Below are 26548 nucleotides of genomic sequence, written 5' to 3'. Positions count from 1 at the left end.
CCATATTACTGTTCCCTTTGGGAAAAATTCTGGAGCAACGAGTGGCCGACCTGGCTGGTGGCAAATATCTGGCGACTGCGGTCGAATAGGACCGAGCCAATCTGGATGCTGAGATCGCAATGCACCTTCACATACTCCTCCGCTCTGTGATCGATCCGTTCTGCCATCGTTGTATAGATATCATCGACCCAGTTGCTCCCAGCTGGATCAAGAGAACGCAAGTGCTGCAGCCCTGCTTCTGCCGTGGGCGCATTAAAAATCACCTGAAGATCCGGCGTCGGGAGTCCGGCATTGGCGGCAATCGCTGTCAAAATTTCTTGGCGACCGTCGGCTAAGTGATGATGGGTATGGAAGATTCCTCCCGCTAGCTTAATCAACTTGCCGTGATACCCCAACAGCAGAATAGATTTCAAGCCCTGTTCTCCCGCCACCACTAGCATCGGCCCCAGCCAGTTAGCCGTCTTGATTAAGCAATGCTCTGGAACGCCCCTCTTACGGGCAATATCAAGACCGTTTTCACCCAGGCAAAAGACTAGGCTATCGGTCTGTTCGGCTTTTTGCTGAAGCTCAGCTTTAAATGCTTCAAGCTGACCCGGTGCCGATAACGGCTGAGAAATACCGGAGGTACCCAGCAACGAAAGACCTTCCACAACGCCAAAGGAAGCATTAGAGGTCCGTTGAGCGAGTGCTCGCCCTTCCGGCAGAATGATGGTGACCTGGATGCGATCGCCCTTCAGCAGCTCTTGTTCTAAGTTTGTGAGCAAGAGCCTCTGGGCATAGTCATAGAAAGCCGCCTGGTCCCCTCGGTTTTTATCAATTCCGATTCCCTCTCCCCCTTTGAGAACAACGCACTCTGTTTGTGAGGCGTCTGCCCATTCCACCACCGCCCAGATAGGGGTATGCCGGGTCAGGTCAAGATTATCGCCGGGATCGCTGCGGGTGATAGCCAGCGCCATCCCAGGCCGGATTGCTGATGTCTGGTCAATGGGGATGTCAGCCTGCTCGGGCGGGTTGATCAAATCAACGGGGATCGTTGTATAAGATTGCGGTTTGTAGAGGTAGCGTAGAGATGCGATCGCAGCTGCACAGGCAAAAACTGGCAACGTATATCCAGAGCGGGGATCAGGCATGGTGAATGACTTCGCATGAGAGCGGCGGCTGAGGCAAGGGGCAGGAATGTTTTATCCTGATTAAGTTGGGGTCAAGTGGCCCTCCAATGCCAAGACGCACTGGTAACCAACATTTATTGACGCTAGTTTAAGTGAGACCTCCAAACATATGAAGCGCCTGTTTTCTACTCTATTGAGCTTTGTTCTCGTTGCCGGCATTTTTTGCGTGGGCTACGCTCCCGCTGCGGGTGCCTTTGGTATCCAAGGCCCTCCGCAAACGCTATCGGGTAACTACAACCAAGATACGCTGACGGTTGTTGATAGTCTGCGAACAGCGGTCGATTTACCTGACGATGATTCAGGCAAAGCCGAAGCCCAGGCTCAAGCTAAAGAGCAAATCAACGAATTTATTTCTCGATATCGTCGTGACAACAAAACGGCAGGTCTGGCCTCATTTATGACGATGACGACCGCTCTCAATGCTCTGGCTGGTCACTACACTGCCTATCCTAGCCGTCCCGTACCTGAGAAGCTCAAGACTCGACTTGATCAAGAGTTTAAGCAGGTAGAGATTGCTCTCAAGCGCGAAGCCTCTTAGTTAAGAATGATAGCTGAGGGTAGAACCTGTCCTACCCTCAGCTATTGATAGCACTATATAATGGCGAACTTTTTTCGTCAGCGGGGAGCCTTAAGATCCTTGGGACGCTGTGCTAGGGTCATAGCATCGCTCAGTTCTATGACTAGGAGAAAAGCTGCATGTTCGGCTTGGGATGGTTAGAGGTAGGTCTCATTGGGTTGGCAGCTCTGGTTCTGTTTGGTCCCAAGCGTCTACCAGAGCTAGGGGCGTCTTTAGGGAAGTCGCTTCGAGGATTCAAGGATGAGCTAGATAGTGAGCCAGAGGATGAAGAGCTTGACTAGCCTCCAAGCCAAAAGTTGATTAGGATTTCAAAGTTAGGCAAATGGATTCTCTACCAACCATCTATTTAGAAGCCGCTGACTTCAGATTTTAGTTGAGCCGCCGCTGTTCGTGAATCATATTCGAACGCTCGATATAAGGGGACGTAAGAGCATTCACCGCTGCACTGAATGCATGACCCCAGCGCTTATAGAAGTCACGCTTCTTTACCTAGCGCCTCTCTTTAGACTTAATTCACTATTTTTAATACAGTTGCCAAGGCAGTCTCTTTATCTCTAGATGCAAGCTATTCAATTTGCTGAGGGGGTATATTCCCTCAGGATTGATCATATCTTTGAGGTTGAGCCAAGCGCCTCAAGTTCAGGGACAACAAGGCTTAGTGGTGATGTGCCCTGTTTCCCGTTGAGCACTTTTTACTTTTGATTTCAATTTTGCTTTTTGATCTTAATTTTATAAATAGAAAAGAGTAAAAACTTATAAGTTCCTTTCAAAATCTAAAAAAACTGTAATTTAGATTTATTTAATCATCTGTGTTTACTTTTATTCTTTTATATATCATTTCGGCAGCAATCCCGCCTCTAGTGGTCTTTGAAAGTGGACAATAATGCACGTAGCTGATGCTGCAAGTAGGAGCTAAGCCATTTTAGAGATACCGCTTAGTTCACTATGTGCGATCGGCGATTTGGAAGACCCAACGGAGATTTTCAGGATGAAATTAGCCTACTGGATGTATGCAGGGCCTGCCCACATCGGTACATTGCGCGTTGCCAGCTCCTTCAAAAACGTGCACGGCATTATGCACGCACCCCTTGGGGATGATTACTTCAACGTTATGCGCTCGATGCTAGAGCGTGAACGAGACTTTACGCCCGTGACTGCTAGCGTGGTAGACCGCCATGTTCTGGCGCGTGGCTCCCAGGAAAAAGTGGTTGATAATATCACACGTAAAGATGCAGAAGAGCATCCTGACCTGATTGTGCTGACGCCGACCTGCACCTCCAGTATTCTGCAAGAAGATCTTGAAAATTTTGTAGAGCGGGCTTCAGAGAGCACAGAGGGCGATGTCTTACTGGCAGATGTAAACCACTATCGTGTCAATGAGCTGCAGGCGGCTGACCGGACCCTCGACCAAATTGTGCAGTTTTACATTGAGAAAGGTCGCAAGCATGGTGACCTGCTAGAGAAAAGGACTGAGAAGCCCTCGGTCAACATCATTGGTATGTCAACGCTTGGGTTCCATAACCAGCATGACTGCACCGAGCTAAAGCGGTTGATGACCGACTTGGGTATTCAAGTCAACGAAGTGATTCCTGAGGGGGCGTCGGTTCATAACCTGAAGCGTTTGCCTCAGGCTTGGTTTAACCTGGTGCCTTACCGTGAACTCGGCCACATGTCGGCCAAGTATCTCGAACAGGAGTTCGGGACGCCTTACGTAGACATCACTCCAATGGGCGTAGTTGAGACAGCTCGCTGCATTCGCCGCATTCAGCAGATCTTGAACGAGCAGGGTGCAGACGTTAACTATGAAGCCTTTATTGAAGAGCAGACGCTGCATGTGTCTCAGGCGGCTTGGTTCTCGCGCTCTATTGACTGTCAGAATTTGACGGGTAAGAAAGCGGTGGTTTATGGCGACAACACCCACGCGGCTGCAATGACTAAGATTCTCGCTCGAGAAATGGGCATTCATGTGGTTTGGGCCGGGACTTACTGCAAGTATGATCAGGACTGGTTCCGCCAAGAGGTCAGTGAGTATTGTGATGAGGTGATCATCAACGAAGATCACGGTGCCATTGGAGATGCGATCGCAAAGGTCGAGCCATCCGCTATTTTTGGCACTCAAATGGAGCGCCACGTTGGTAAGCGTCTTAACATTCCCTGCGGCGTCATTGCTGCTCCGATTCATATTCAGGACTTTCCCATCGGCTACAAGCCATTCCTGGGTTACGAGGGGACAAATCAGCTTGCTGACCTAGTGTATAACTCTTTTACTCTGGGTATGGAGGATCACCTCTTAGAGATCTTCGGCGGTCACGATACCAAGGAAGTGATTACGAAGAGTATGACCGCTGACTCTGATCTTGCCTGGGCTAACGACGGCCTCTCTGAACTCAACAAAATCCCTGGATTTGTGCGGGGTAAAGTCAAGCGCAACACTGAGAAATTTGCTCGGGAGCGTGGGTTCGTTGAGATTACTGCAGAGATCCTCTACGCAGCCAAAGAGTCTGTAGGCGCATAGGAAAGTTTCTAGATCTTGCGACTCCGACAAGGCGTATTCCTCTGGGGATGCGCCTTTCTTCTTGGATTCTTCGAGGTTTCTTCTACCCAAGAGCTTTCAAGATTTGACTCTCTAGTTTTTTAGCCGCTTCAAAAGTATTTTAAGGCAGAAAAAACTTATCTTTAGCTTGATCTTCGGTTGGCCCAACGGTGATATAGACCGCAAGTACTTTGATAATATGTATCCAGTATTTTGATATCTCAAATCAACCTTTTTTGCTTTAGATAGGTCAGACATACCTAAGCAAAATAAATTATTGGATAGCCGACTCAAAAATCTCCACTTTTGTCGCAAGTAATAAGCTGTAGTGATCTCGATATTTCCCTTTAGGAGGTGTCTACCACGCTTCTCTGTGTATCGATTATTGCTGTGGACTCTGACCACTCCAAGAGGACGATTGAGATAAAATCCTTTGTATAAAGCCATTGAAGAAAGCTTCAGATAGAGGTCGCTCATAACGATATCTTCGGCCTCAGGCATGGGAAGGATCTCCTGGAGTAATACACGAGAAAAGCACAACCCTGATGTTGAAGGCGGTGAAAATTCTACACTTGAACCGGCTCGCATGGGTTCTCTAAAATCGTAGGGGCCTGAATCCCTGTTGGGAGAGAGTCTAATAACCTCTTTTGTAGACAAGTGCTCCACTTTGAGTTGATGAAAGAACCAGCGAATATTTTCGTCCGCTTGAAATGCTGAAACTACCTCCAATACCTTCTCTGGGTGGAATAAATCATCGGAGTCAAGGAGACAAATAACGTCTCCTTGACTTGCTTTAAACCCCGTATTGAAAGTAGAAGCTTGTCCCCCATTCTCTTTGAAGATTGGATTCAATTTAGAACCATAGCTGTTGATGACGTCTCGAGAGCGATCCGTGGAACCGTCATCAACAACAATTATCTCAACTGGGTGATAGGTTTGGGCCAAGGCGCTATTGATTGCATCGCTAATAAATTGCTCATAATTGTAGTTGTTGATAATGATGGTAACGAGGGGCTTTGTTGACGTTGACGAAGTGGAAATATTCGAAGGGTGCGTCACAATATTTTTCCCGCGCTAACGCTCGCTTGGTAAACAGCATGGGTCTGCTGTGCAATATCTTGCCAGCTCCATTGCTGTACCTTTTGACGATTGTATGTGCCCATTGTTGCCAGGAGTTCTCGATTCTCAATGGACGCTTGCATGGCTTGAGCAAGCCCTATCGGCTGCCTAGAGTCGTATAGAAATGCACCGGAGGAATCAAGGACATCTTGTATCCCACCCTCTTGAGGTGCGATACAAGCGCGACCAAAAGACATTGCTAAGACAATAGAGCCAGATGTCAGAACTCTGCGATAGGGAAAAACTACGACGTCCGCGGCGTTCATGTAGACCTGAATCTGGTCTTCTTCAATGTATGTCGGCCAGAGATGAATATTGCAGTCGTCCTGAATGGCGTCTCTAATTTGGTTGCCGATTTCTTCTGAGGCCGGTTTGCCTGCGATCGCAAGTTGAGCCGACTCTGTGGACAAACTTTGGAATGCTGAAATTAGTTCAGGCACTCCCTTGTAGGGACGAATTAGACCCAAGAACAAAAAAGTAAGCTGGTCTTTTCTGAGATTTAGGCTGTGACGAGCCTCACTAGGCTGAATGTGGTTGGGATAACACTCAAGATAGTGGCCGTGAGGAATAACGTAGAGCTTCCGCGTTTCGGCAATTCTGAATCTTTGCACAAACTGCTGCTGAATGCGCTCTGAGTGAAGGATAATACCTTGCGCTAGCCTAGAAAAACAGAAGCTGAAGAACCAATCTACCCAAGGATTTCGATCATCGTGATTTTGGAGATCGTGAACCGTCCAAATCAAAGTTTTGCCGCTCAGTCTCAGCGTTAACAGCCAAAAAAGGGCTTTGATAGAACGGAGCCAAGCAATGAACGGTTTAGGAGCTGTGAACAGATAGTACAGAGAATGAAAGTGGAGATAGGCGGGTTGTTGTTCTTGAACGCCTGCACGCAGTAGCCGATTGCTAGATGGAACAATCTCAACCTTCACCCCGAGCGGCTCTAGGGCATGAGCGAGCAGCACTTGGTAAGGATTGTTCGGCCAAGAAGGCCAGAAAAAAACGTTTAGATATTTCTTAGTCGTCTGAATCATGAAATTAACGACGGGGAATAGTTGAGATGCTGGGTGACTGTTAAAGGCTTAAAAAATACTGTAGTGAGAGCCACGAGCTGAGTCAGCATCCTCAGATAGGCTGCGTTCACACGATGATAAGACCCTTACTCTACAAATCCATGTCATGGAAATGTTCGCTGGATTGCTTGAGCAATAAGCTTAGTAGCCGAGATTCTACGCAATATAGCATACTCATTAGCTAAAACTAATGCCAAATCATATACAGTGAAATCGATAACAGATTGACTAAAAAGCTACGAATGCAGACCCTTCTTATATCGGAAAAGTTTTGATTGAGCGAGGTAAGTTACGGAATGCTCGTCTCGAGAATAAATTAATGGCTTTTACTGGGTTCCATAGAAATGCACAACGTATAACTTTAGCTTTTCGATGCCAGTCATGAGAAGAGCTAAATAAATTCGTCCAACACAAAAAGCGTAAAAGTACAACATCTCCTAACCTGCGACTCACACCTGTGCCTGAGTAAGAAGCTATCTTCGAACGCTGCTGTATAAATGCCCGATGTATCTTTTTAAGGTTTGCGTAGAGAGCACCGATATCTTGAATCTCGAGATATTGTCCTACCCAGAAATTTCTTAGGTCAATGAGAGCTTCTTTGCTCATTCCTTCTCCAATGACGTTCGTAATATTTTGAGCTGTTACTTGTAAAGCAAGATCTTGCTGAACTGAGCTAAATTTGACTGAGATACTGCTGTCGTGATCGCGCCGATAGAGTTGAAGAACGTCTGGCAAAACTACTAGATCACCCGTATCAACTAATCTTGACCACAGCTCGTAATCTTGACTGTAGCGATAGTCTTCCGAATAGCCACCGATTTCTGCGACCACCTGCCGCCGGAACATCGCCAGCCCGTGAGCCCCAATACGGTTGTAGAACAGCAAATACCACGCCGTTATGTCTGGACCACCTGCGACCCGAACTGTTTTGAAGGAAATGCCTTCAGCATCGATGTACTCATAACATCCAGAGACGAGAACAGCGCTGGGCCGCTGATCTAAAAATTGGACTTGTTTCTCGAAGCGAATTGGTAAAGAGATATCGTCTGCATCTTGTCGTGCGATCAGCTCGCCTTGAGCAATGACAAGACCTTTGTTTAATGAGCGAGTCAAGCCAATATTTTGCTTGTTTCTGATCAGCTTAATACGTTCGTCTTGCTTTGAGAGACTTGTCAATATATCCCATGTATTATCATTAGAAGCATCATCAATAATAACAAACTCAAAATTAGAAAAAGTCTGATTGAGGATACTGCTAACAGATTCTCGCAGATAGCAAGATCCGTTGTAGACTCCCATTAACACGCTGATTTTAGGAGCTAATATAGACATAAGCCTACACTCCATAGTATGAACGGTACCAGTCGACAAAATACCTTAGGCCAGATTCAATGGAGGTGCTTGGCCTAAAACCTATATCATGTGACAATTCGCTGATATCAGCATAGGTTTCGAGCATGTCCCCAGGCTGTATCGGCAATAACTTTTTATTAGCTTCGATACCCAAGCAGTTTTCTAAGACTTCTATAAAAGCCAGCAGCTCGATAGGCTGATTGTTACCGATATTGTAAATTTTGTAGGGAGCAATAGTTGACTCTGACCCAAGCTTCATATCAGTTCCAGCATATGAAGGAGGCTTTTCCAAGATTTTTACTATGCCCGCTACAATATCACGGATGTAGGTGAAGTCTCGGCGCATCTTGCCATAGTTAAAGACCTTAATGGGTTCGCCGCGAAGAATTGAGCGCGTAAATGAAAAATAAGCCATGTCAGGTCTACCCCAGGGCCCGTAAACCGTGAAAAATCGCAAACCAGTCGCCGGCAAAGCGTATAAGTGGCTATAAGTGAAGGCCATAAGTTCGTTCGCCTTTTTCGTAGCTGCATAAAGACTAACAGGATGATCAACAAAGTCACCAACAGCAAAGGGGATTTTGGTATTAGCCCCGTAAACTGAACTAGAAGAAGCGAAAATGAGGTGCTTAACCTCTATACTTCGGCATCCTTCTAGAATGTTGGCAAAGCCAACTAAATTACTATCAATGTATGCATGAGGATGTGTTAGTGAATGACGTACACCAGCTTGAGCAGCTAGGTGAATGACAAGATCAGGTTTACAGGAACTGAATAAATTTGCAATTTCAGTGCGCTCGGCTAAATCGACTCGAAAGAACTGAAAATTTTTCTGGATAGTAAGCCTATCTAAACGTGCCTGCTTTAGGCCAACGTCATAGTAATCATTTAAATTGTCGAGACCTATTACAGCTTCATCTCTGGCTAGTAATTCTTGGCATATATGAAAACCAATAAATCCAGCAGCGCCGGTTACTAATATCTTTCTCATATCGTAGCATCTATGTCTTAACTTTAAATAGATTCCTGGAAATCCTATAACCCTTTCGAACCGGCAGCTTCAGCCATTTTGGTAAGGTTCTCCAGAGTAATATAAGCCAGCTAATTGGCACCCCCTGTGGACACCAGAAAAAGGCATAGTAGGAGATCCAAAGCTTTGGGAATAGAGTATGATCTGCTTTCATAGGAAACTGCACCCACGCAAGGAACTGCTTCCCAATTAAGATGCGTAAGCATTGAGATAACTCTGCTTTGACATCGTCACCTCGCTGACTACTCTGTTGGGTAAAACTCTGGTAAATATCTATTAGCCTTGAGTTTAAGTTATAAATTGACTCACGAATTTCTAGACTAGAAATGAGAGGCCAGCAGCTCAGCCAAAAATTTCTTAGAAGGACGACCTCCTCTAAGTTGATTTCCTTGCTGATCAATTCCTCAATATTGTGCTTTGACTGACTGAGGCTGTAGCTCCTTTGCTCTGAAGACCTCGTTGTAGAGACACTGGAATTGTGTATTCTCTGCTTAAGCAAAGTCTCTGAGAGAATAGCGATCTTGCTGACCTTCGCTACCCGTGACCAAAGTTCGTAGTCTTGACTAAAGCGACGCTGCTCATCGTATCCCCCTAATTTTGTTATGAGCTGCCGTCTGAAAGTAACCTGGCTGTGCCCTGCCAAGCGATTGTAGAACAAGAGATACCAGCTAACAAATTCTGACGAACAGGCCCTTTTGTGCTCTCCAGTTTTATGACCTTCAAAGTTAATAATTTCCATATTGCAAGACACTAATCCAATCTCTGGATGATTATCTAGAAATGTTACTTGCGTTTCAAATCTTTCAGGCAAAGAAATATCGTCAGCATCTTGTCTGGCGACGTATTCTCCTTTCGCTAATTCTAACCCCTTGTTAAGCGACTTAGTTAATCCAATGTTTTCCTTATTTCTGAATAGCCTAATCCTCCAATCACGCTGCGCGTAATGTTCTAGAATTTGGATGGTGTTATCCGTAGAACAGTCGTCGATCAATATCAACTCAAAGTTAGCGTAGGTTTGAGAGAGAATACTTTCCATAGACTGCTCTAGGAAAAGCTCACCGTTATACACTGACATGACTACACTGATTTTTGGATGGCTTGTCAAATCTTTCACCTTTTCATTATTTTTAACCGAAAAAACTTTTAGAGAACCATGATCTACTGCTTAGTAAAGCCTCCATTTGCACAAAGAAGGTTAGTCATTCCATGATCAAAACATCTCTTTTTGTGCTCATTTCAATCTTTGGTCGAGGATGAATTTCCTGATGCCTATTTTGCAGAATATTCTGTTTAAAAACATATGCAAAAATCTATTTTTGGATCTAGTTTTAGGGTTTTCATTGTTGAAGAAATTTCAGGTTTTTGATAATTGCTCTGGCATTCGCTTCCCAAGAGTAGTTGTTCTTGACGAGCTCATAAGCCCTTTCGATAAGTTTGCCTTTATGATCAGAGTCTGACCACAAATCACCGATGCCTTTTACTAACTCATCAACACTATCTCTAATCAAAATCTGCTTCCCATCTTCAACGTTTAGACCTTCAGCTCCTTTTGTCGTGCTAACGACAGGACGGCCAGAAGCAAATGCCTCTAAAATTTTTAGGCGAGTACCCCCACCATCTATGAGAGGAACAATCACAGCCGTTGATAGAGCTAGATATGGGCGAACATCACTTACAAAATCTGTTATCCATATATTTTTAGCCGATTGAGATGTCGCTAGCATCTGTTGGGTCGGTGATGCTCCAACCAGCACCAGTAAACAGTCGGGATAAAGTCTTTGGAGTTTTGGAAAAATTTGTTCTAAAAGGAGCCTGGCTGCAACAGCATTGGGGGTGTATGAATAGCGCCCAATGAACAAAAGAACCTGTTGGTCTTCTGCTATATCTCTGGGCAGGTGGCAGTTACCCAAGCGGACACTACTGTAGAAATTAACATCAACGCCATTTGGAACAACACACAATTGTGTAGAGGTTTCGTAACGATCTAGAAATTGTTCGGCGTCAGCTTGGCTGCAAAGCCAAACCTGATTGGCTTGATTTGCGAACCGATGCTCTATCGTTTTGATTTTTTGGAAGATAAATGAAATCTTAATTCGATTGAGAAGATCTTGATTTTGGCTTTGCTTATCTAAGTAGAGTGGACCCTCTATATTGTGGTTGTCTAAAATAACTCGGCATCCGAACTCCTTAACAACAGGCAGATAAGCATACAGCCAGAGTTCTTCAAAAATAACGAGATTAGGCTTGAATTCCTGGATAAGGCTCTTTAGTTTTTCACTGACCACTACATCAGTCAGCAGCCTAGAACCTGGTAACTGATCAGAAATAAGCCACTGAGAGAATTTTTCAGCCATAGATCTTGGCTGAGTAAATGTATCTAACTTGTGGTGTTTCCAAAGCGTTAAGCCGGGTGGTAGCTCAGAATCATCGACTGCTTCCCCCTTGAAACCCGAAATGGAGAAAACGGCGACAGGCCCTAGCAACATTAGAGCGTTGATGTTTTGCCAGTTGCGTAAGGGTGCTCCACTAGAAGGCGGATAGGGGGCATAGCGAGTTAAAAAGAGAGTGCGGGTTTCTTCCTCAAGTTTTAGGCAGAGGCTCTCTGCTGCAGAAACAGTCATTCACCACCCTTTGCGGTCAATAGTCCCACAATGTATCCAATATTGCTTGCAGTACTACATCTAGCCTGTAGGTAGCGAGGATTGCGACTAGGAAGCAGTGACTTGACAATCCGCTTAGGTGATTTGAGCAAATTTAGCAGTGAATAGACTCCCATCTTCCACTGTTGTAAAACTGAGGGGGATTGTTCACTAACAATTAAGAAGGCGCGAGATACGCCTTGCCAGTACGTTCTTTTTACGAACCAGTTTTGCTGTAAACGATCAGCAACAACATGGTGCTCGACAACAGCTTCAGGATTGTAATAAATGTCTAAACCGTGCTTTCGAATCTGATTTTGGAGTACAAGCTCTTCATTGGAAAGCAACTTCTTACCCCTGCGCCCAAATTTAGTTTGAAAACCATTTGCGAGAGTTAATGCTTGTTGAGTAAAGGCCATATTGGCTCCAGCGATATACTGGTTCTCATCAATTATTATCAATTCGCTAGACCAGTCTAATATCGTTAGGTAAGGCAGTAACTTGTCTGGAAGCCACTCGGGTCGCTCAGCTTCCCAAATTGGATCGATTTTTCCACCGATGCAAGCCGGTTTAGGCGTTATGTTTTCAAAGTTGTGCAGTAGGGTTGCGAGCCAGTGAGGAGTTGCGATCGCATCATCATCCAAATAAGCAATATATTCACCCTTCGCAGCCTCCCATCCCGTATTGCGAGCTTTGGAGAGTCCAATTTCGGATTCATAGATATAGTGTAAGTTTCCAGCGATTCTAGATTTATCATCGACAACCTTTCGAGTATCATCTACTGAACAATTATCAACGACCAAAATCTCATACTCATATTTTTCAAGCGTCTGATCGATCAGACTTTGAATTGCTTTCTGAAGATATTTAGAGCGATTGAACGTACAGATGATGGCAGAGATACGGACAGACATCCTCGCTTTAGCCAGTTAAATAGATTAGGAAATGGGACAATCCTATAGGAAATGTTCGCCTTACATGCCTTCAGGGATGCTTTGACTCAAGATTTCCTGCATGAGATAGTTTGGATCTAGTGCACCCGCCACATTCAAAACGGAAGGAGCAATTCAGCACAGCGGCTCGGAGACAAAGTCACGCCTAGCTTTACTTCTGGCTGTTAGATTATTATAGAACCATAATCATGATATGGCTCATTCATTGATCAAAAAGATCCAAAATCAGTCCTGCGGCTAAATTTGGAACAACCAACATCATCTGTTGAGGTATCAGTTTGACCCTCAAATTAGTGTCAGGAGAATGACAATCTTAGACATCCTCCTATGTAAAAGTGATTGTCTTGAGATACTTGAATAAGATATTTCTTCTGGCCTTCGGCTGAAAATTCATCTTCTCTAGCCTTTCCTCTGCAAATCGCAAGATAATTTCAGCCCGACTATCCCAGGTGTATTGATCGACCTCTCGAAACGCTTGTTTTGCTATCTCATCTGCTAACGCAGGCTTCTCAAGCAGTTCCGTGATTGCTTGTTGAAAAGACTGTGGCTGATCAGGCTCAGCCAAGAGTGCATTTTCGCGGTCGCGCAGCACCGTCATGATATTCGGCAATGCGGAAGCAACAATGGGCCTTTGCACTGCCATATACTCAAACAGCTTCATTGGACTAGTCGTTTGTGCAAGCTGCCACTGCTTGCTAGTTGGTAGCAGCAGAACATCTGCCGCGTAGAGGTACATTGCCAACACGGACTGAGAAACGTGTCCGACAACAATTACATTACGCACGTTTTTTTGACGACAAGCGGCTTTTACTCTTTCTATATCCGCTTGCCACCCTCCTACCAAAATGAACCTGCATTCTGGCATTCGTAGAGCAGTTTCTACGAGAGTCCCCATTCCTTTGTGTTCGTAAAGATGACCTCCGTAGAGAATGATTTTTCGATCACCCGTTAAAGATAAGTGTTTACGAGCCTCGCTTTTGGAACGATAGGGTTGAAAAATGCTGATATCAACACCACTGTGTGCAATTAAGACCTTTTCTGTGCTCAGCCCGTTTTTAATATAGTTCTTCGCTATTAGGGGCGAAAGGGTAACTAGCCCCACTAGACTATCGCTGGCGAAAAGCCGATGGTAGAGAGAATCTTCCGGTAGTTTCTCTGGAAGGAGCTCATGTTGCTCCCAGAGAATCGGAATATCTGTCTCCAATAAGAGAGAAACGATGGGATAGGAGCGAGTATACACAAGGGTTGGAGATCTAAGACAGGCATACAAAACAGCCCACTTAAAATATCTCTCCTTCGCGTAATTTTTAGGAAAGGGATACTTTGCCTGAAAATGTACAGGTATGCGTATCAACTTGAATCTATGGCGTATTGCGTACCAACTCTGAAAGCCAGCTTCCATTCCCCTGATCGCTGAGAGAATGTCTCCGCTCGTTACCAGTGCGAAATCCTTTACCTTTTGCCCTATGGCCTGCGACATCTTTGCAACTTGAATACTTGAAGCCAGTTTTGAAGGTAGATTTCCTAGAGATACATACAGGATAGATTTTATTTTTTTTGCCACCTTATTTACAATCCTCTGTTGTTAAGGAAAATCATCCAAGACTTAAGAAAGACCTGCATTTTTCTATGATTTGGTTACTCCTAAGCCGCATTCTGGTGTTGACTACCGGATAACCTGCTGCAAGTAGCTGGCGGTATGCACATGATTCAAAGACATAGACTTCTTCGTCAGACAGAGATTTGCGCCAGGCCGTAGCTCTCTCTACCAACGGCTCTTTGTTGACATTCAAATGAAGGTCGCCATACCTAGCCGGAATAGCATAGCTTTGCTGTTTTTCTGAACACTCGCTGAGTTGAGGTATGTGGAGAAAATTACACAGCGTACTTACAATGCCGCCTGGCTCTCGAATCATGTCCTCATATCGTATCGTTACTACTTCGTTCGGATACTTTTGGTCTACTTTTCGAAGAAGACCATATATCCTGCACCACTCTTCAGCAGCGCTACGTGCGTTTGTCTCAAATGCTTGGCCTGTTACCGAGTAAATACTATGCTTTTTGGAATTGAAGACAGCTCTTCCATCCCTGAGTATGCCGATGAACCTCGAACTCGGGAACATCATTTTCATCTCTTTATGCCTATCGAGGTAGACACCTTTTTTTAAGCCGAAAGCTTGAGAGTTGGGATAGTACTTGTTCCGATATAGGGTACAGATCTGAAGTACGAAATCTCTAACCTCTATAGGAAAATTTTTTTGGATGTAGTGTTCTATTTCTGATTGACTTAAATTCCAGTCTCTGAACTTGCTGTCTTCGTAGACAACTTCTATCGCTTTTTCCAAATCAAAGCTGTGATCTATTGTGTGCTTAGGGTATTTAGAGAGCAGGCCCGTAATGAAGTTGGACTCTGGCGGTATTGCTGCCCCAGCAAATTTAACAAGGAGATTAGCCAGGAAGGTTGAGCCTGATCTAGAGTCATACACTATAAAAAAAGGATCATCAATTGAATTAACTGGCTTGCTCATAGTCCTTTTTTTGATCTATCTCTGCAGTTTTAGACGGTAGGCTAGTTCTTGACTAATCGGGTTTTCGTCTTGTCGTTCTGGATCTAGCTGAAGTCTCACTTCGTAAAAATCTACTGATACTGCCTGATTTAGACGAGCATCATTTTGAGCTAAAAGCTGCCAGAAAGCCTGAAGGCGTCTTTCCTTCTCAGCCAATTCATTGGTTTTCAGAAGCTTCTTAACTAAGCTATCGACTCGCGGGGGAGATAAGTATTGCTTGATGGATCTTTCACTAGTAGCAAGTGAAATAGGCTCTCCTGAAGCATCTAAAGGAATAACTTCAAGGAGCTTCTCTTGAGGCTTCTGTATCCAAGAAAATGTAGGATAGCAGGAAAAAGGCCAAGCTGCTGTTTCATACTTAATACTGTAGAAAGTGTTCAAGAACAGAAAAAGAATGCCCACTGCTATTATTCCTTTTGTGTTGCTTCTGCCTGTCTCACGGAGTGTACCTTTATCCGGTGTAGGCACTTTAGCGATGTCACAGGTGCGCGAATCAGCGACCTTATGGTAAATAAAATTGCCAAGTCTAGGAATAGGCCATACGTACAGCAGCGGCAGTATCAACCAAAAAACAGGAATACGACGAGACAAAACCCGATATGCAGAGAACCCTCGCCAATACTGTTTACCTACAACGGTATGCATATCTTCTAAAAGAGCTTCTGGATCGATCCAAAGTAGATCACACGCCTGAAGTTCTTCACCGTTCAGTGCATTGACGTAAGTGATCTGCCCTAAGATATCGAACCTTCTCAGCGAAGCAATTGTGCGACGACAAAGCTTACAGTTACCGTCATAGACGACATACATGGGCTGAGAGAAAAAGAAGCGGCCGATGCTATTGAAGATCTTGTGCCAGTTGAAAAAAGAAACGTAGCAGACCTGCAGCGTCCAAAAGGAGATACGCATGAACAGATTTGTCATGTTGTGGAAAAACAAACCCATCAGTGCCGCAGGAAGTCGCCACCTAGGTAGGAATATAAGCAAGATAAAAGAGAGTTCCCAAGCAATCGTCCATAGTCCTGATGTTCTGTTCAGCAGTGGATACTGATCAATTCTGAAAATAGGAACCCAGCCGTCTAGCTCTAACCACTTTCTGTACATTTGGAAGTTGAGATTATCGCTCCAGGCCCACCGATAGCCAGAGTTCCATACCTTCCAAAAACCTGGGAAAAAATAAATAACCCCCATCAGCAACCAAACAAAGCGGAGAGGCAGAGTATAAAGCCGCGCTGGTTGGGGAGGCTGGGTTGTGCCTGCGTCTGCGCGTTTCCAGGCTGCAAAAATAGCATCGACTGATAGAAAATCTCCACAGCGACTCACCGCGAGGATGGCGACGAACCATAGTAAGTGGTTGTAGTGGTTAACCTTTCCCCATAGTTGGGGAATACCCAGAACGTAGAAGCCAAGGATTGTTGTCACAAATGCGGAGGTTCGTGAGAACAGCCCAATTGCTCCAGTAAAGCAAAATACCAGCATCAAGCTGCTTGTTAATCTTGCTGTGGAAGCATCGATAGGCAGGTAATTGAATAGCCATCCTAAATTGCCAGGCAAAAACTGCAGTTGCTCTGGCATTTGACTAAACCAAACGGTCGAAGAAATATCAACAAACTTGATGAGCGTTAGGAAAACTGTGATGCGAAAGATAGCTAAATTGAGAGGATGGGTTGACTCTGTGAAAAAGTTGTTGACGATACGATCAACTCGCTCCCGATTCCGTATTGCTAGGAGCACTAGCAAAATAGCTATAACCCCCAGTGAGGATCGGCTAAGCAGTAAATTTAAGTTCATGCCATCTCTTGATGATATTACTGACTTTGCTGACTAATCACTTGCCAGGAGTGAGGCTGGTAAAAAAGACTAACAGAACTTTGGCTGAGAGCTTTTTTGGCCGCGAATTTGAATGATTCAACTTTGTCAAGCAAAGAAAGCTTGTCTTGGCGAATAGCAATCCGCAGATCGTATAGCCCGAGACCCAAGCCAAAGCACGGAATCTTGACTCGAATCTCGTGCTTCCCTGCGGCCATATCGAGATAAAAATCGTCATCCCAGCTATTGATATAGACCAGTAACCGGCTTTCTCCAGACAATTCTCTAATGCCCAAATTGACGCTCACCTGCTCTAACGGTTTTCTCACTAGGCATTCGATCGCCAGATAGCACAACTCTCCACTAATAGGAGAGTTGATGACATTGCCGTCCTGATCTCTGAAAAAAAGTGAGGTGATATCTAGTCCCATACTCTCTGCCGCATCTTTCTCTATGAGCTGCATGAAGCCTAAAGTATTTTCCACCTTGCCTAGGAAGAGGTCGTCCTCGTACGTGTTGAGGACCGAAAGCGTATCGCCTCCAGTCACCTTTTTCCCTGCTCTAAGGTAAAGTGCTGATTCACACACGGTCGCAATCGAGTGAGAGCTGTGGCTAACCATAATGAAAGAAGTCTGGTTCTCTCGCAGCTGCTGTAGCTTTCCGTAGCATTTGGTCTTGAACTTGACGTCTCCGACCGCCAGTACCTCGTCAATTAGAATAATGTCTGGTTCTGTGTGAATAGCACTCGCAAATCCTAATCTTGCCGCCATTCCAGAACTGTAGCTTTGTACAGGCGCATCGATAGCGTCTCCAATTTCGGCAAATTCGACGACCTCATCAAAGCGGTCGTCAATTTCTGTTCGAGACAGCCCTAGAACTGACATATTGGCATAAATGTTTTCTCGTCCTGTCAGGATCGGATTAAACCCAGCACCCAAGGCGATCAGAGGTGCAACACAGCCGTTGACTTCAATCGTGCCTGTATCTGGCTTGATCAGGCCAGCAATAATTCGCAGCAGCGTGGACTTACCGCTGCCGTTTTTGCCGACTAGGCCTAGGGCTTCTCCCCTCTTAAGTTCAAAGCTGACGTCCTTTAAAGCCCAGAATTCTTTAGACCGTAACTCATCTCGCTCTCCCCTTAGCCCAGTTATCTCACTGGCAATGTCCTGCATGCCATAAAATAGCGATCGCTTCAGGTCACGACAAAATTTCTTGGAGATATTCTGTGCCCGGATAATAACTTCCTCTTTTCGAGACTCGACGACGCTTCCTGCTCGAAGATCTGTTGTCATCAGGAACTCATTCTTTCTACAGCAAACGGCATCGCCAACCGATAAAACAGCCAGGACAGCAGCAAGCCGATTAACGTTGCCGCGCTAACGATCCAAAATCTCTGTGGCTCGGAGACAACGCCGGTAGTCGCCAATTCTCTCGTGGTGACCAGAAGCGGTGTCACGGGATTGAGCTTCACAACGGTTTCAAGAATGTCTCCTTGAGGGACAGGGTATACAACCGGTGTCAGCAACAGCCATAGGCTCGTGAGAACGGTGATACCCTTGGAGAAATCTTGATACAGCGCACCCAGTGGGGCTAGGAACATGCCAATTGCGGTCCCCAGTAAAATTAAATGAATCAGCGCCACTGGGGCTATAAGCACGTTCCAGGTCACCGGCATCTGGAACCAGATAAACAAGCCCACGATCAGAAATATCTTGATGCCAAAATTGAAGAAAACTTCTCCTAGCTTGCTCAGGATCAGGGCTTCACGCGGGAAGTGGATTCTAGTCAACATTTGCTTTGCCTGCGTCACTACCTGCATAGGACCATTCAGTGACTCTGTAAATGTTAGCCATAGCGTTGTGCTGAAAACAACATAGGCTGGATAGGGCAGATCTGTTGTGCCAATGTTAACAATTCCACGACTTTTCGCAAACGTAAATATTGCTGCGGTCACAATGGCGGGGATGATCGCCCAAACGATCCCCAAAACCGACTGACGGTACTGAGCGCGAATGTTCCGCACCATCAGCTGCCAGGCAAGCTCTCGCGATGCCAACAAGTCTCGCCACATTGCCTGCAGCAGTTGAATAGGATGTCTCAGTTGACTCTCTGGCGTGTAGACGACTCTCAGTGCTCTTCGAGTCGAGCGTTGGGGCTTCCGAGCTTGAATCAATGCTTTCACTCCTACTAATCTGCGGGAGGCGTCGTAGCAGCCTAGACTGAGACGGTTACATCTGCAGGCTCTACGGCATCCGCTAGCATGTGCAGCATTTTTTCTGTGGTCTCAAAATCTACGCAGGCGTCTGTGATGCTTTGGCCGTAAACAAGCTGGCTCAAGTCTTCTGTGATTTTCTGATTTCCGGCCACGAGATGACTTTCAATCATGACGCCGAGAATATGACGAGAGCCGCCCTGCAGTTGTCGTGCAACCTCATTCAATACCTCGACTTGCCGCTCGTGCTGCTTCTTCGCATTGGCGTGGCTGCAGTCAATCATCAAGCGAGGATTGATCCCTAGCTCGAATAGGTTCTTTGCTGCCGCGATGACCTGACCGGCAGAATAGTTGGGGCCGCTAACGCCGCCTCTGAGGACGAGATGCCCATCGGGGTTGCCTGTTGTCGAGACAATGCTGCCCAAACCATCAGCGTTGATACCTAGAAAATGATGGGGCTGGCTGGCCGCTATCATAGCGTCAGTGGCGGCCTGCAAACTGCCGTTGGTGTTGTTCTTAAAGCCAATGGGCATTGACAACCCAGAGGCCATCTCTCGATGCGTTTGGCTCTCGGTTGTGCGAGCGCCAATGGCTGTCCAAGAGATAATGTCGGCGATATATTGAGGGGTGATTGGGTCCAATAGCTCTGTTGCAGCGGGTAAGCCGATATCGGCTAGATCTAACAGCAACTGACGGGCGAGGTGCAGGCCTTTGTTGATGTCATAACTGTTGTCGAGATGTGGATCGTTAATTAAGCCTTTCCAGCCGACGCGGGTACGGGGCTTTTCAAAGTAAACCCGCATCACAATTTCTAGTCTGTCCGCTAGTTTGCTGCGGAGCTTGACCAGTTTCTTGCCATATTCTTTTGCTGCCTCTACGTCGTGTACAGAGCAGGGACCCACAATCACCAACAGCCGCTGGTCCTCATTGCAAAGGATGTTGCGAATGTGGTCTCGCGTTTTGGCCACGAGCTGAGTTGCCGTGTCTGAAATTGGCAATTCGTGGTGTAGCAGAGCAGGACTCACAAGTGGGCGAGTCTCCACGACATGCAGATCATAGGTCTTATGCATAGCAAATCTGGGAGTATGTAGGCTTACAAATAAGTTGAGCTAAGTGAATAAATCTTAGGATGCACGTTTACCATTGTGGCTTTTCTTTCTGCAAATTGGGAAATATATTCAAGGAAAGCCGTAAAAACATTCTTTATAAAGAATTGCGGCTCCTAAATGATAGGTGAAGATTAAGATCGTAATTTTTGATTCGTGATTGTCCAGATAGCTCTCTATGATTGATCGTGCACTGTTGACGTGATTGATCTATGAAGCCGCTTTCCCATTGGCGCAACTGGTTTGCTGTTCATCTGGGCATCAATCAAGATCGTAAGCTGGCCGTTTACTTTGATTTATTGAGATCGGTGAGCTTACGGGATGCAAGCTATTGGCTGCAGGTGATCTTTTCCGCCGGCATTGCCACGCTGGGCTTGGTTCTTAACAGCCCCGCGGTGATCATTGGAGCAATGCTGATCTCGCCTTTGATGGGCACTATTCTGGCGACGGGGTTAGCTTTTGCTGCTGGAGACTTGGTTCTAGCTATTAGAGCTGTTGTGAGTCTAAATCTGAGCTGCTGGGTCGCGATTCTATTTGCCACTTTGCTGATCAGCATCTTGCCCTTTAAAGAGTTAACCCCAGAGATTGCTGCTCGGACGAATCCGAATGCTTTGGATTTAGTGATTGCCCTCTTCTCTGGAGCCTTAGGAGCGATTGCTACCTGCAAGGAACCTAAGGGGGTTGTGACTTCGGTGCCGGGAGTTGCGATCGCAGTTGCCTTGATGCCACCGCTTTGCGTTGTTGGTTACGGCATTGGCGTCTCTCAGAGTCTTGATTTTTCAGAAGGGATGCGCGTGGCGGGCGGGGGTGGTTTACTACTGCTGACGAACCTCAGCGCCATTACCTTCATTGCCATGCTGATCTTTCTGCTTCTTAATATCGATACGCCTGAAGTCAAAGAGCAGGTCAGGCAATGGCACCATCAAGATGCCGAAAGCAGACGTGTTCAGATTCTGATTGAGCGATTCCCTATTTCAAATCGCTGGGAAGTGATCGGCAGTCTGCGGAGCCGACTTTTCGTGATTTTGGTTCCTTTACTGGTGCTTTTGATTCCTCTCAGTCGCGCTTTAGGGCGCTTAGAGCAGGGCATCGTTGTGCAACAGCGTGAAAATCAGATTCGTCAGGTGGCCACCAATTTGTGGCGGCAAGATTTCAGCGAGCAACCTGATGGAGAACTGCGATCCTACATCGATCAACTTTCCAGCCAAGAGCAGCAAGGGAGGCTAACGCTGCGGCTGACGGTCTTCACCCGTCAATTTTATTCAGAGGCAGAGCAGCAGACTTTTACGCAGCGACTCAGCGATCGGCTCAATCGCCCCGCTGATAATGTAATTCTTCAGCTTGTGCAAATTCCAACGGCCTCTAGCGAGGCGCTCGCAATGTTACTCGAAGATAGTGTTTCAGAGCAGACGGCTGCAGAATCTCGCCCCCTCACCGTTGCTGAAGCGCGGGCAAAGTTTTTACAAACTACTGACGCAGCTCTCCAGTCCCTCACGCTGCCCCCGCCTGCCACACTGGTGCGCTATGAAGTCTTGACCAATGTTGCTGAACCTCTGAAGATCAGGCTGATTTATCTCAGTGAACGAGAGATTGAAGCCGATGGCAAGAATCTGCTTAGAGGTACCATTCGTGAGCGGCTCAGTTTCCCGACGGCCACTGTCGAGCTAGAGCGGTTAGTCTCTGCGCCCGCGCCGCTGACGCTAGGTTCGAATCAAGTGAGCTTGACGGCTGAGCAAAAAAGAACGCTGGGGCCAGTGGGACAGACTTTAGAGCGCTACCCTAATTTGAGTCTGCGCATTGTTTCTAAGGTAAACGAGAAAGAGCTATTTGTAGATCTAGAAGATGCTTTAGATCTCCATCAGCAGCGATTTGAAGCCATTAAGGCTGAACTGACGGCTCAGTGGCAAATTTCTGTAGATCGTCTTACCTTGGTCAAGGGTCAAAATACGAGTCAGTCGCCACAAGTGGGATTCAGATTCACTCTGACGCCTTCCGTGGCTGAAGCAGAGACCCCCAAGGTCAATCCTAAAAACTAGAGAACACATCGCATCATGGATCAACTGACGCAGTTTCTACAGCCCATTGCCGCTTTTGTCGATGGCTTTGGTTTACCCGCACCCATTATTCATTGGGGGCACCCGCTGATGATGGGTATCGTTGTTTTTGTAATGGGATCCTATGCAGGCGTTAAAGGTTGGCAGGGCCGACTGCAGACCGACCCTGCGATCGCCAGTGAAAACCGCGCAGCTCATGCCAAAGTGGCCGCCCTGATGTTTGTCTTCATCGTGTTAGGTTCCACTGGCGGCACTTTGTCGATGGTGATGCAGGGGGAGTCTATCTGGGCCAGTCCTCACTTTTTAACGGGTGCCTGTGCCATTTTGCTCCTGGGAACAAATGCCACTCTCTCCCTCACAAACTTTTGGGGGGACAAGTCTGCCCTGCGTAAATCCCACGCCTACTTAGGTAGCGCAGCGCTGATTTTGTTGATTGTACACACCGTCCTCGGTCTGAACTTGGGCTTATCCATTTAACGGATGGTAACCAAAACAGCACACAGATTCCCCCCCGTGACAGGCTAGCGGGATCGGGTCAGATCTCTAATCAATATTGGATGGAATACTGCAGACGGAACGTTCCGTTGTCATACTGCTTACTCTCCTGCAAATCCAACATTGCTGGCGGCACATTCGCCATCAACAGAGGAATTCCAGATCCCAGTAGCACCGGGTTTAATTTCACAATCAATTCGTCAATCAACTGATTCTGAAACATCTGGGCCGCTAATAGAGCACCACCACAGAGCCAGATATTCTTCCCTTGTTCTCGCTTGAGCGCACGGACAAATTCAACAGCTTGTTCTGAGACCAGTTTAACCTTGGGATCTGGGCTGCTCTCCATCGTGCGCGAAAAAACGTAGCTTTTGAGCATGGGGTAAGGGTCGGTCTTCCCCTCCTTGAGACCCACTTCATAGGTTTTGCGCCCCATAAGGACCGTATCAAACCACTGAAAAGATTCGATAAAATCGGCAATCACCTCATCGTTCCAAGGAAAACGGTCAAAGGAACCGTCTGTCTGAGCAATAAAGCCGTCCAGACTGCAGGCAACATAGTATTTCAAGGCTCGCATCGAAAGGGTCCCCCAGAGTCATTGCGAATGGGGGCCAAAAGAGTCAAAAGCTGTTATTGACTTGAGCAAAATCACTGTTGTTGCTTGTCGAAGTCGATACCTGTCAGTATAGCTAGTGAGCTAAATGACTTAGTTTCAATTTACCCATCGACCAAAAACTACACATGTCCGACGATCTTCGCGCTGCTCGCCTAGAAAAAGTGGCTCAAATGAGAGCTGCAGGCCATAATCCCTATGCCTACCGCTGGGAATCGACTCACACTGCCCAGGTGCTGCAGGATCAGTTCCGCGATCTGCCCAATGGTGAAGAGAAAGAGGTTGAAGTTGCGATCGCAGGTCGCATTCTTACCCGCAGAGTCTTTGGCAAGCTGGCTTTCTTCACCCTCCAGGACGAAACCACCACCATTCAGCTTTACCTAGAGAAGAAGCGGATCCAGTCGGTAATGGGAGAGGTTAATCCAGAAGCCTTTAATCAGCTCAAGCAGTTAACTGATGCGGGGGATATCCTCGGTGCGAAGGGGACGCTCAAGCGCACTGACAAAGGCGAACTTTCCGTCTACGTCAGCGAGTATGAAATCCTCACCAAATCGCTTTTACCACTGCCGGATAAATGGCATGGATTAACCGATATTGCGAAGCGCTACCGACAGCGATATATTGATTTAATTGTCAATCCTACGGTGCGCGAGACCTTTCGCCGCCGTGCCCAGATCACAGCTTCCTTTCGTCGCTATTTAGATGAGCAGGGCTTTATTGAAATAGAAACGCCGGTTCTTAATTCAGAGGCGGGTGGAGCGGAGGCTCGTCCCTTCGTCACTTATCACAACACGCTGGATATGGACCTGTATCTGCGGATCGCGACGGAGCTGCATTTAAAGCGGCTGATTGTGGGGGGATTTGAGAAGGTGTTTGAAATGGGTCGCATCTTCCGTAACGAAGGGATTTCGACCAAGCATAATCCTGAATTTACCACCATTGAAATCTATCAAGCCTACGCTGACTACAGCGATATGATGACGCTGACGGAAACCCTGATTACGACAGCGGCGCAGTCTGCAATCGGCAGTCTCAAAATTAGCTATCAGGGAGAAGCGATTGACCTAACGGCACCGTGGCGGCGGGTGACCATGCACGAGGTCGTCAAAGAAGCGACGGGTGTAGATTTTGCCCAGATAGGAGACTTAAAGGAAGCCCAAGCAGCAGCCCAAAAAGCAGGCATCACAGGACTTGAAGACTGTGAGAGCGTGGGCCATATTCTTAATGAAGCCTTTGAGCAGAAGGTAGAAGAAACACTTATTCAGCCTACGTTTGTTACTGATTATCCGGTTGAAATTTCACCCCTAGCCAAGCCTCACCGCTTGCAACCGGGTCTTGTGGAACGCTTTGAACTGTTTATTGTTGGTCGAGAGACGGCCAACAGCTTCTCAGAGCTAACGGACCCTATCGACCAGCGTGAGCGGCTAGAGGCTCAGGCGGCAAAGAAAGAGGCCGGTGATCTAGAGGCCCAAGGCGTCGATGAAGACTTCTTGACGGCCCTAGAATATGGGATGCCGCCCACGGGGGGCTTAGGCATCGGCATCGATCGCCTAGTGATGCTGCTGACTGATTCCGCCAGCATTCGCGATGTAATCGCCTTCCCGCTGCTCAAGCCTGATAAATTGGACGCTAAATCATAAGGATGAAAGGAATTCGGGCCTATGCCCTGGTTCTTGGCAGTGGTCTAGTGATGGGGATTATCCCTGCCCCCGTCAATGCCTGGTGGGTGGCCTGGTTTGCCCTAGCACCCCTCTGGTGGCTGATCCAGCAAACCAAAAGCGTTAGATCTGCGGTGCTTCTTGGTGCATTCTGGGGGTTGGGCTATCATGGCGCAGCACTGTCGTGGATTACCGGATTACATCCTCTGACCTGGATGGGAGTTCCCTGGCTAGCGAGTATTCTCATCGCAACCCTATGCTGGCTGCTCATAACCCTGTGGGGATTACCTATCCTCATGGTCTGGTCCGGGGTCATGGCCTGGATGTTCCCTCGCTATAGCTTAGCCGCGCGGCTGCTGGTCGGCTCAACCCTCTGGTGTGCCCTTGAGTGGTTGTGGACCCAGTCTCCTCTCTGGTGGACAACCCTCGCTTACACCCAGAGCCCGACTAATCTCCTGATTCTCCACTTAGGTCAGTTGGGAGGAACCACCGCGATTACAGCAGCTTTGATAGCCGTGAACGGTTTGATCGCTGCTGGTTTTAGCTCCGTAACGTATCGCTGGCGCTATTTAGGAATTGCCTGTGCCTTGACGTTGGGCCTTCATTTAGTCGGCTACAGTCTCTACCGTCAACCGCTCGCAGAGAATCCGGCTGCGGCAATTAAGGTGGGCTTGGTTCAAGGGAATATCCCGACTCGCGTGAAGCTCTCTGACGCTGGGATTGCCAGAGGAATTGCTGCCTACGTTTCAGGGTATAAAGCACTCGCTCGCCAAGGTGCTGATGCGGTGCTGATGCCGGAGGGTGCGTTTCCGTTTCAGTGGGGAGATTACAGGCATCGGGTGCTGTTGGAAGAGGTGCGATCGCAACAGATTCCCGCCTGGATTGGCACCTTTATGCCTCAAAATTCAGCCAAAACCGTTATTACCCAAAGTCTTCTTGCCCTTACACCCACTGGCAACGTTCAAAGCCAGTACAACAAAGTAAAGCTGGTGCCCTTGGGGGAATATATTCCACCCGCGCTGAGTCAGCTGATGGGGCGTCTCTCGCCCCTACAGTCAGCCATGCTGCCGGGTGAGGCCGGACAAGCTTTTGATACCCCCCTGGGCCGGGCAGTGGTGGGCATCTGTTTTGACTCAGTTTTTCCCGAACTGTTTCGTCTTCAGGTTGCCCACGGTGGAGAATTTATCTTGACGGCTTCCAATAACGATCCCTACAGCCACCGGATGATGCTGCAGCACCATGCCCACGACATTATGCGAGCCATTGAGAGCGATCGCTGGGCCGTCCGAGCGACCAACACGGGATATTCTGGGGTTGTGGATCCCCACGGCCATACTCTCTGGATCTCTGAACGCCTAACTTCTGCGACACATTTGCATCAGATCTATCGTCGTCAGACTCAAACTCCCTACGTGCGCTGGGGCAATGGATTGCTTCTATTGTTAGGGGGGCTTAGCAGTTTGGCCTTGTTGACCTCTACCAATCAGAATAAAATATGAGGTGGCTTTAAATGAAGAAACAGTCATTAACAGCGGCGAAGTGACTCAGGACTTATCCTCCGATGGAGGATTTGCCTTTGAAGTGAGAGCATGTG

At 47.0% G+C, this 26548-nt stretch carries 22 protein-coding genes; 7 read left to right on the top strand and 15 right to left on the bottom strand.

Annotation, left to right across the window (positions count from 1 at the left end; translation table 11 throughout):
- Nucleotides 1-5: 5 nt before the first annotated feature.
- Entirely contained in the window at nt 6-1130 is a 1125-nt protein-coding gene (gene cbiD, locus C1752_RS06290; protein WP_110985207.1) for a cobalt-precorrin-5B (C(1))-methyltransferase CbiD, read from the bottom strand.
- Between the two features lie 148 nt (nt 1131-1278).
- On the opposite strand from cbiD, the gene psb27 reads away from it, so the two are divergent.
- From psb27 to bchB, 3 genes are all read left to right on the top strand, one after another.
- Nucleotides 1279-1707: a photosystem II protein Psb27 gene (psb27, locus tag C1752_RS06285; protein ID WP_110985206.1), complete on the top strand. Its 429-nt coding sequence runs from the start codon at nt 1279-1281 to the stop codon at nt 1705-1707.
- Nucleotides 1708-1865: 158 nt separating this feature from the next.
- Nucleotides 1866-2027 carry a twin-arginine translocase TatA/TatE family subunit gene (locus C1752_RS06280; protein WP_110985205.1) on the top strand — a complete coding sequence of 54 codons (162 nt, stop codon included), beginning with the start codon at nt 1866-1868 and terminating at the stop codon, nt 2025-2027.
- 707 nt (nt 2028-2734) lie between these two features.
- On the top strand, nt 2735-4261 hold the full coding sequence (gene bchB / locus C1752_RS06275) for a ferredoxin:protochlorophyllide reductase (ATP-dependent) subunit B (RefSeq protein WP_110985204.1): 1527 nt from the start codon (nt 2735-2737) through the stop codon (nt 4259-4261).
- Nucleotides 4262-4372: 111 nt separating this feature from the next.
- On the opposite strand, the gene C1752_RS06270 is transcribed toward bchB, so the two are convergent.
- From C1752_RS06270 to C1752_RS06210, 13 genes are all read right to left on the bottom strand, one after another.
- Complete coding sequence (locus C1752_RS06270) at nt 4373-5338, bottom strand: glycosyltransferase family 2 protein (RefSeq protein WP_158535026.1); 966 nt, start codon at nt 5336-5338, stop codon at nt 4373-4375.
- Nucleotides 5335-6429 carry a glycosyltransferase family 4 protein gene (locus C1752_RS06265; RefSeq protein ID WP_110985202.1) on the bottom strand — a complete coding sequence of 365 codons (1095 nt, stop codon included), beginning with the start codon at nt 6427-6429 and terminating at the stop codon, nt 5335-5337. The genes C1752_RS06270 and C1752_RS06265 overlap by 4 nt, the downstream gene beginning before the upstream one ends.
- A 294-nt stretch (nt 6430-6723) precedes the next feature.
- Nucleotides 6724-7800 (bottom strand): glycosyltransferase family 2 protein, encoded by a 1077-nt coding sequence (locus C1752_RS06260; RefSeq protein WP_158535025.1) that lies wholly within the window; start codon nt 7798-7800, stop codon nt 6724-6726.
- 4 nt (nt 7801-7804) lie between these two features.
- On the bottom strand, nt 7805-8809 hold the full coding sequence (locus C1752_RS06255; protein WP_110985200.1) for an NAD-dependent epimerase: 1005 nt from the start codon (nt 8807-8809) through the stop codon (nt 7805-7807).
- 10 nt (nt 8810-8819) lie between these two features.
- On the bottom strand, nt 8820-9962 hold the full coding sequence (locus tag C1752_RS06250; protein WP_146242281.1) for a glycosyltransferase family 2 protein: 1143 nt from the start codon (nt 9960-9962) through the stop codon (nt 8820-8822).
- Nucleotides 9963-10185: 223 nt separating this feature from the next.
- Nucleotides 10186-11469 (bottom strand): glycosyltransferase family 4 protein, encoded by a 1284-nt coding sequence (locus C1752_RS06245; protein WP_110985198.1) that lies wholly within the window; start codon nt 11467-11469, stop codon nt 10186-10188.
- Complete coding sequence (locus tag C1752_RS06240; protein ID WP_110985197.1) at nt 11466-12401, bottom strand: glycosyltransferase family 2 protein; 936 nt, start codon at nt 12399-12401, stop codon at nt 11466-11468. The genes C1752_RS06245 and C1752_RS06240 overlap by 4 nt, the downstream gene beginning before the upstream one ends.
- 364 nt (nt 12402-12765) lie before the next feature.
- On the bottom strand, nt 12766-14004 hold the full coding sequence (locus C1752_RS06235; protein WP_146242280.1) for a glycosyltransferase: 1239 nt from the start codon (nt 14002-14004) through the stop codon (nt 12766-12768).
- Between the two features lie 31 nt (nt 14005-14035).
- Nucleotides 14036-14968, bottom strand: a complete 933-nt coding sequence (locus tag C1752_RS06230; protein ID WP_110985195.1) for a sulfotransferase family protein — start codon at nt 14966-14968, stop codon at nt 14036-14038.
- Nucleotides 14969-14983: 15 nt separating this feature from the next.
- Nucleotides 14984-16798 carry a DCC1-like thiol-disulfide oxidoreductase family protein gene (locus C1752_RS06225; protein ID WP_110985194.1) on the bottom strand — a complete coding sequence of 605 codons (1815 nt, stop codon included), beginning with the start codon at nt 16796-16798 and terminating at the stop codon, nt 14984-14986.
- A 17-nt stretch (nt 16799-16815) separates the two neighbouring features.
- Entirely contained in the window at nt 16816-18108 is a 1293-nt protein-coding gene (locus C1752_RS06220; protein ID WP_110985193.1) for an ABC transporter ATP-binding protein, read from the bottom strand.
- Nucleotides 18108-18989, bottom strand: a complete 882-nt coding sequence (locus tag C1752_RS06215) for an ABC transporter permease (protein ID WP_233501406.1) — start codon at nt 18987-18989, stop codon at nt 18108-18110. The genes C1752_RS06220 and C1752_RS06215 overlap by 1 nt, the downstream gene beginning before the upstream one ends.
- A 41-nt stretch (nt 18990-19030) precedes the next feature.
- The gene (locus C1752_RS06210; RefSeq protein WP_110985191.1) at nt 19031-20098 is read right to left on the bottom strand and encodes a 3-deoxy-7-phosphoheptulonate synthase; all 1068 of its coding nucleotides are present in this window, start codon (nt 20096-20098) and stop codon (nt 19031-19033) included.
- A gap of 248 nt (nt 20099-20346) precedes the next feature.
- On the opposite strand from C1752_RS06210, the gene C1752_RS06205 reads away from it, so the two are divergent.
- Both C1752_RS06205 and C1752_RS06200 read left to right on the top strand, forming a co-directional pair.
- Nucleotides 20347-22170, top strand: coding sequence for a DUF389 domain-containing protein (locus C1752_RS06205; RefSeq protein ID WP_110985190.1), 1824 nt, complete (start codon nt 20347-20349; stop codon nt 22168-22170).
- Nucleotides 22171-22185: 15 nt separating this feature from the next.
- On the top strand, nt 22186-22665 hold the full coding sequence (locus tag C1752_RS06200) for a DUF4079 domain-containing protein (protein ID WP_110985189.1): 480 nt from the start codon (nt 22186-22188) through the stop codon (nt 22663-22665).
- Nucleotides 22666-22735: 70 nt separating this feature from the next.
- Here the strand turns inward: C1752_RS06200 and C1752_RS06195 are convergent, their stop codons facing one another.
- Entirely contained in the window at nt 22736-23260 is a 525-nt protein-coding gene (locus C1752_RS06195; protein WP_110985188.1) for a dihydrofolate reductase family protein, read from the bottom strand.
- A gap of 164 nt (nt 23261-23424) precedes the next feature.
- Here C1752_RS06195 and lysS point away from each other — a divergent pair, with 164 nt between their 5' ends.
- Both lysS and lnt read left to right on the top strand, forming a co-directional pair.
- A complete protein-coding gene (lysS, locus tag C1752_RS06190) occupies nt 23425-24936 on the top strand; it encodes a lysine--tRNA ligase (protein ID WP_110985187.1) in 1512 nt (503 codons plus the stop codon).
- A gap of 2 nt (nt 24937-24938) precedes the next feature.
- Entirely contained in the window at nt 24939-26453 is a 1515-nt protein-coding gene (lnt, locus tag C1752_RS06185) for an apolipoprotein N-acyltransferase (RefSeq protein ID WP_110985186.1), read from the top strand.
- Nucleotides 26454-26548 lie beyond the last annotated feature (95 nt).

Source organism: Acaryochloris thomasi RCC1774 (assembly GCF_003231495.1).
Lineage (GTDB): Bacteria > Cyanobacteriota > Cyanobacteriia > Thermosynechococcales > Thermosynechococcaceae > RCC1774.
The sequence above is the reverse complement of the archived record's forward strand: the minus strand, read 5'-3'. Positions and strand labels throughout refer to the sequence as shown.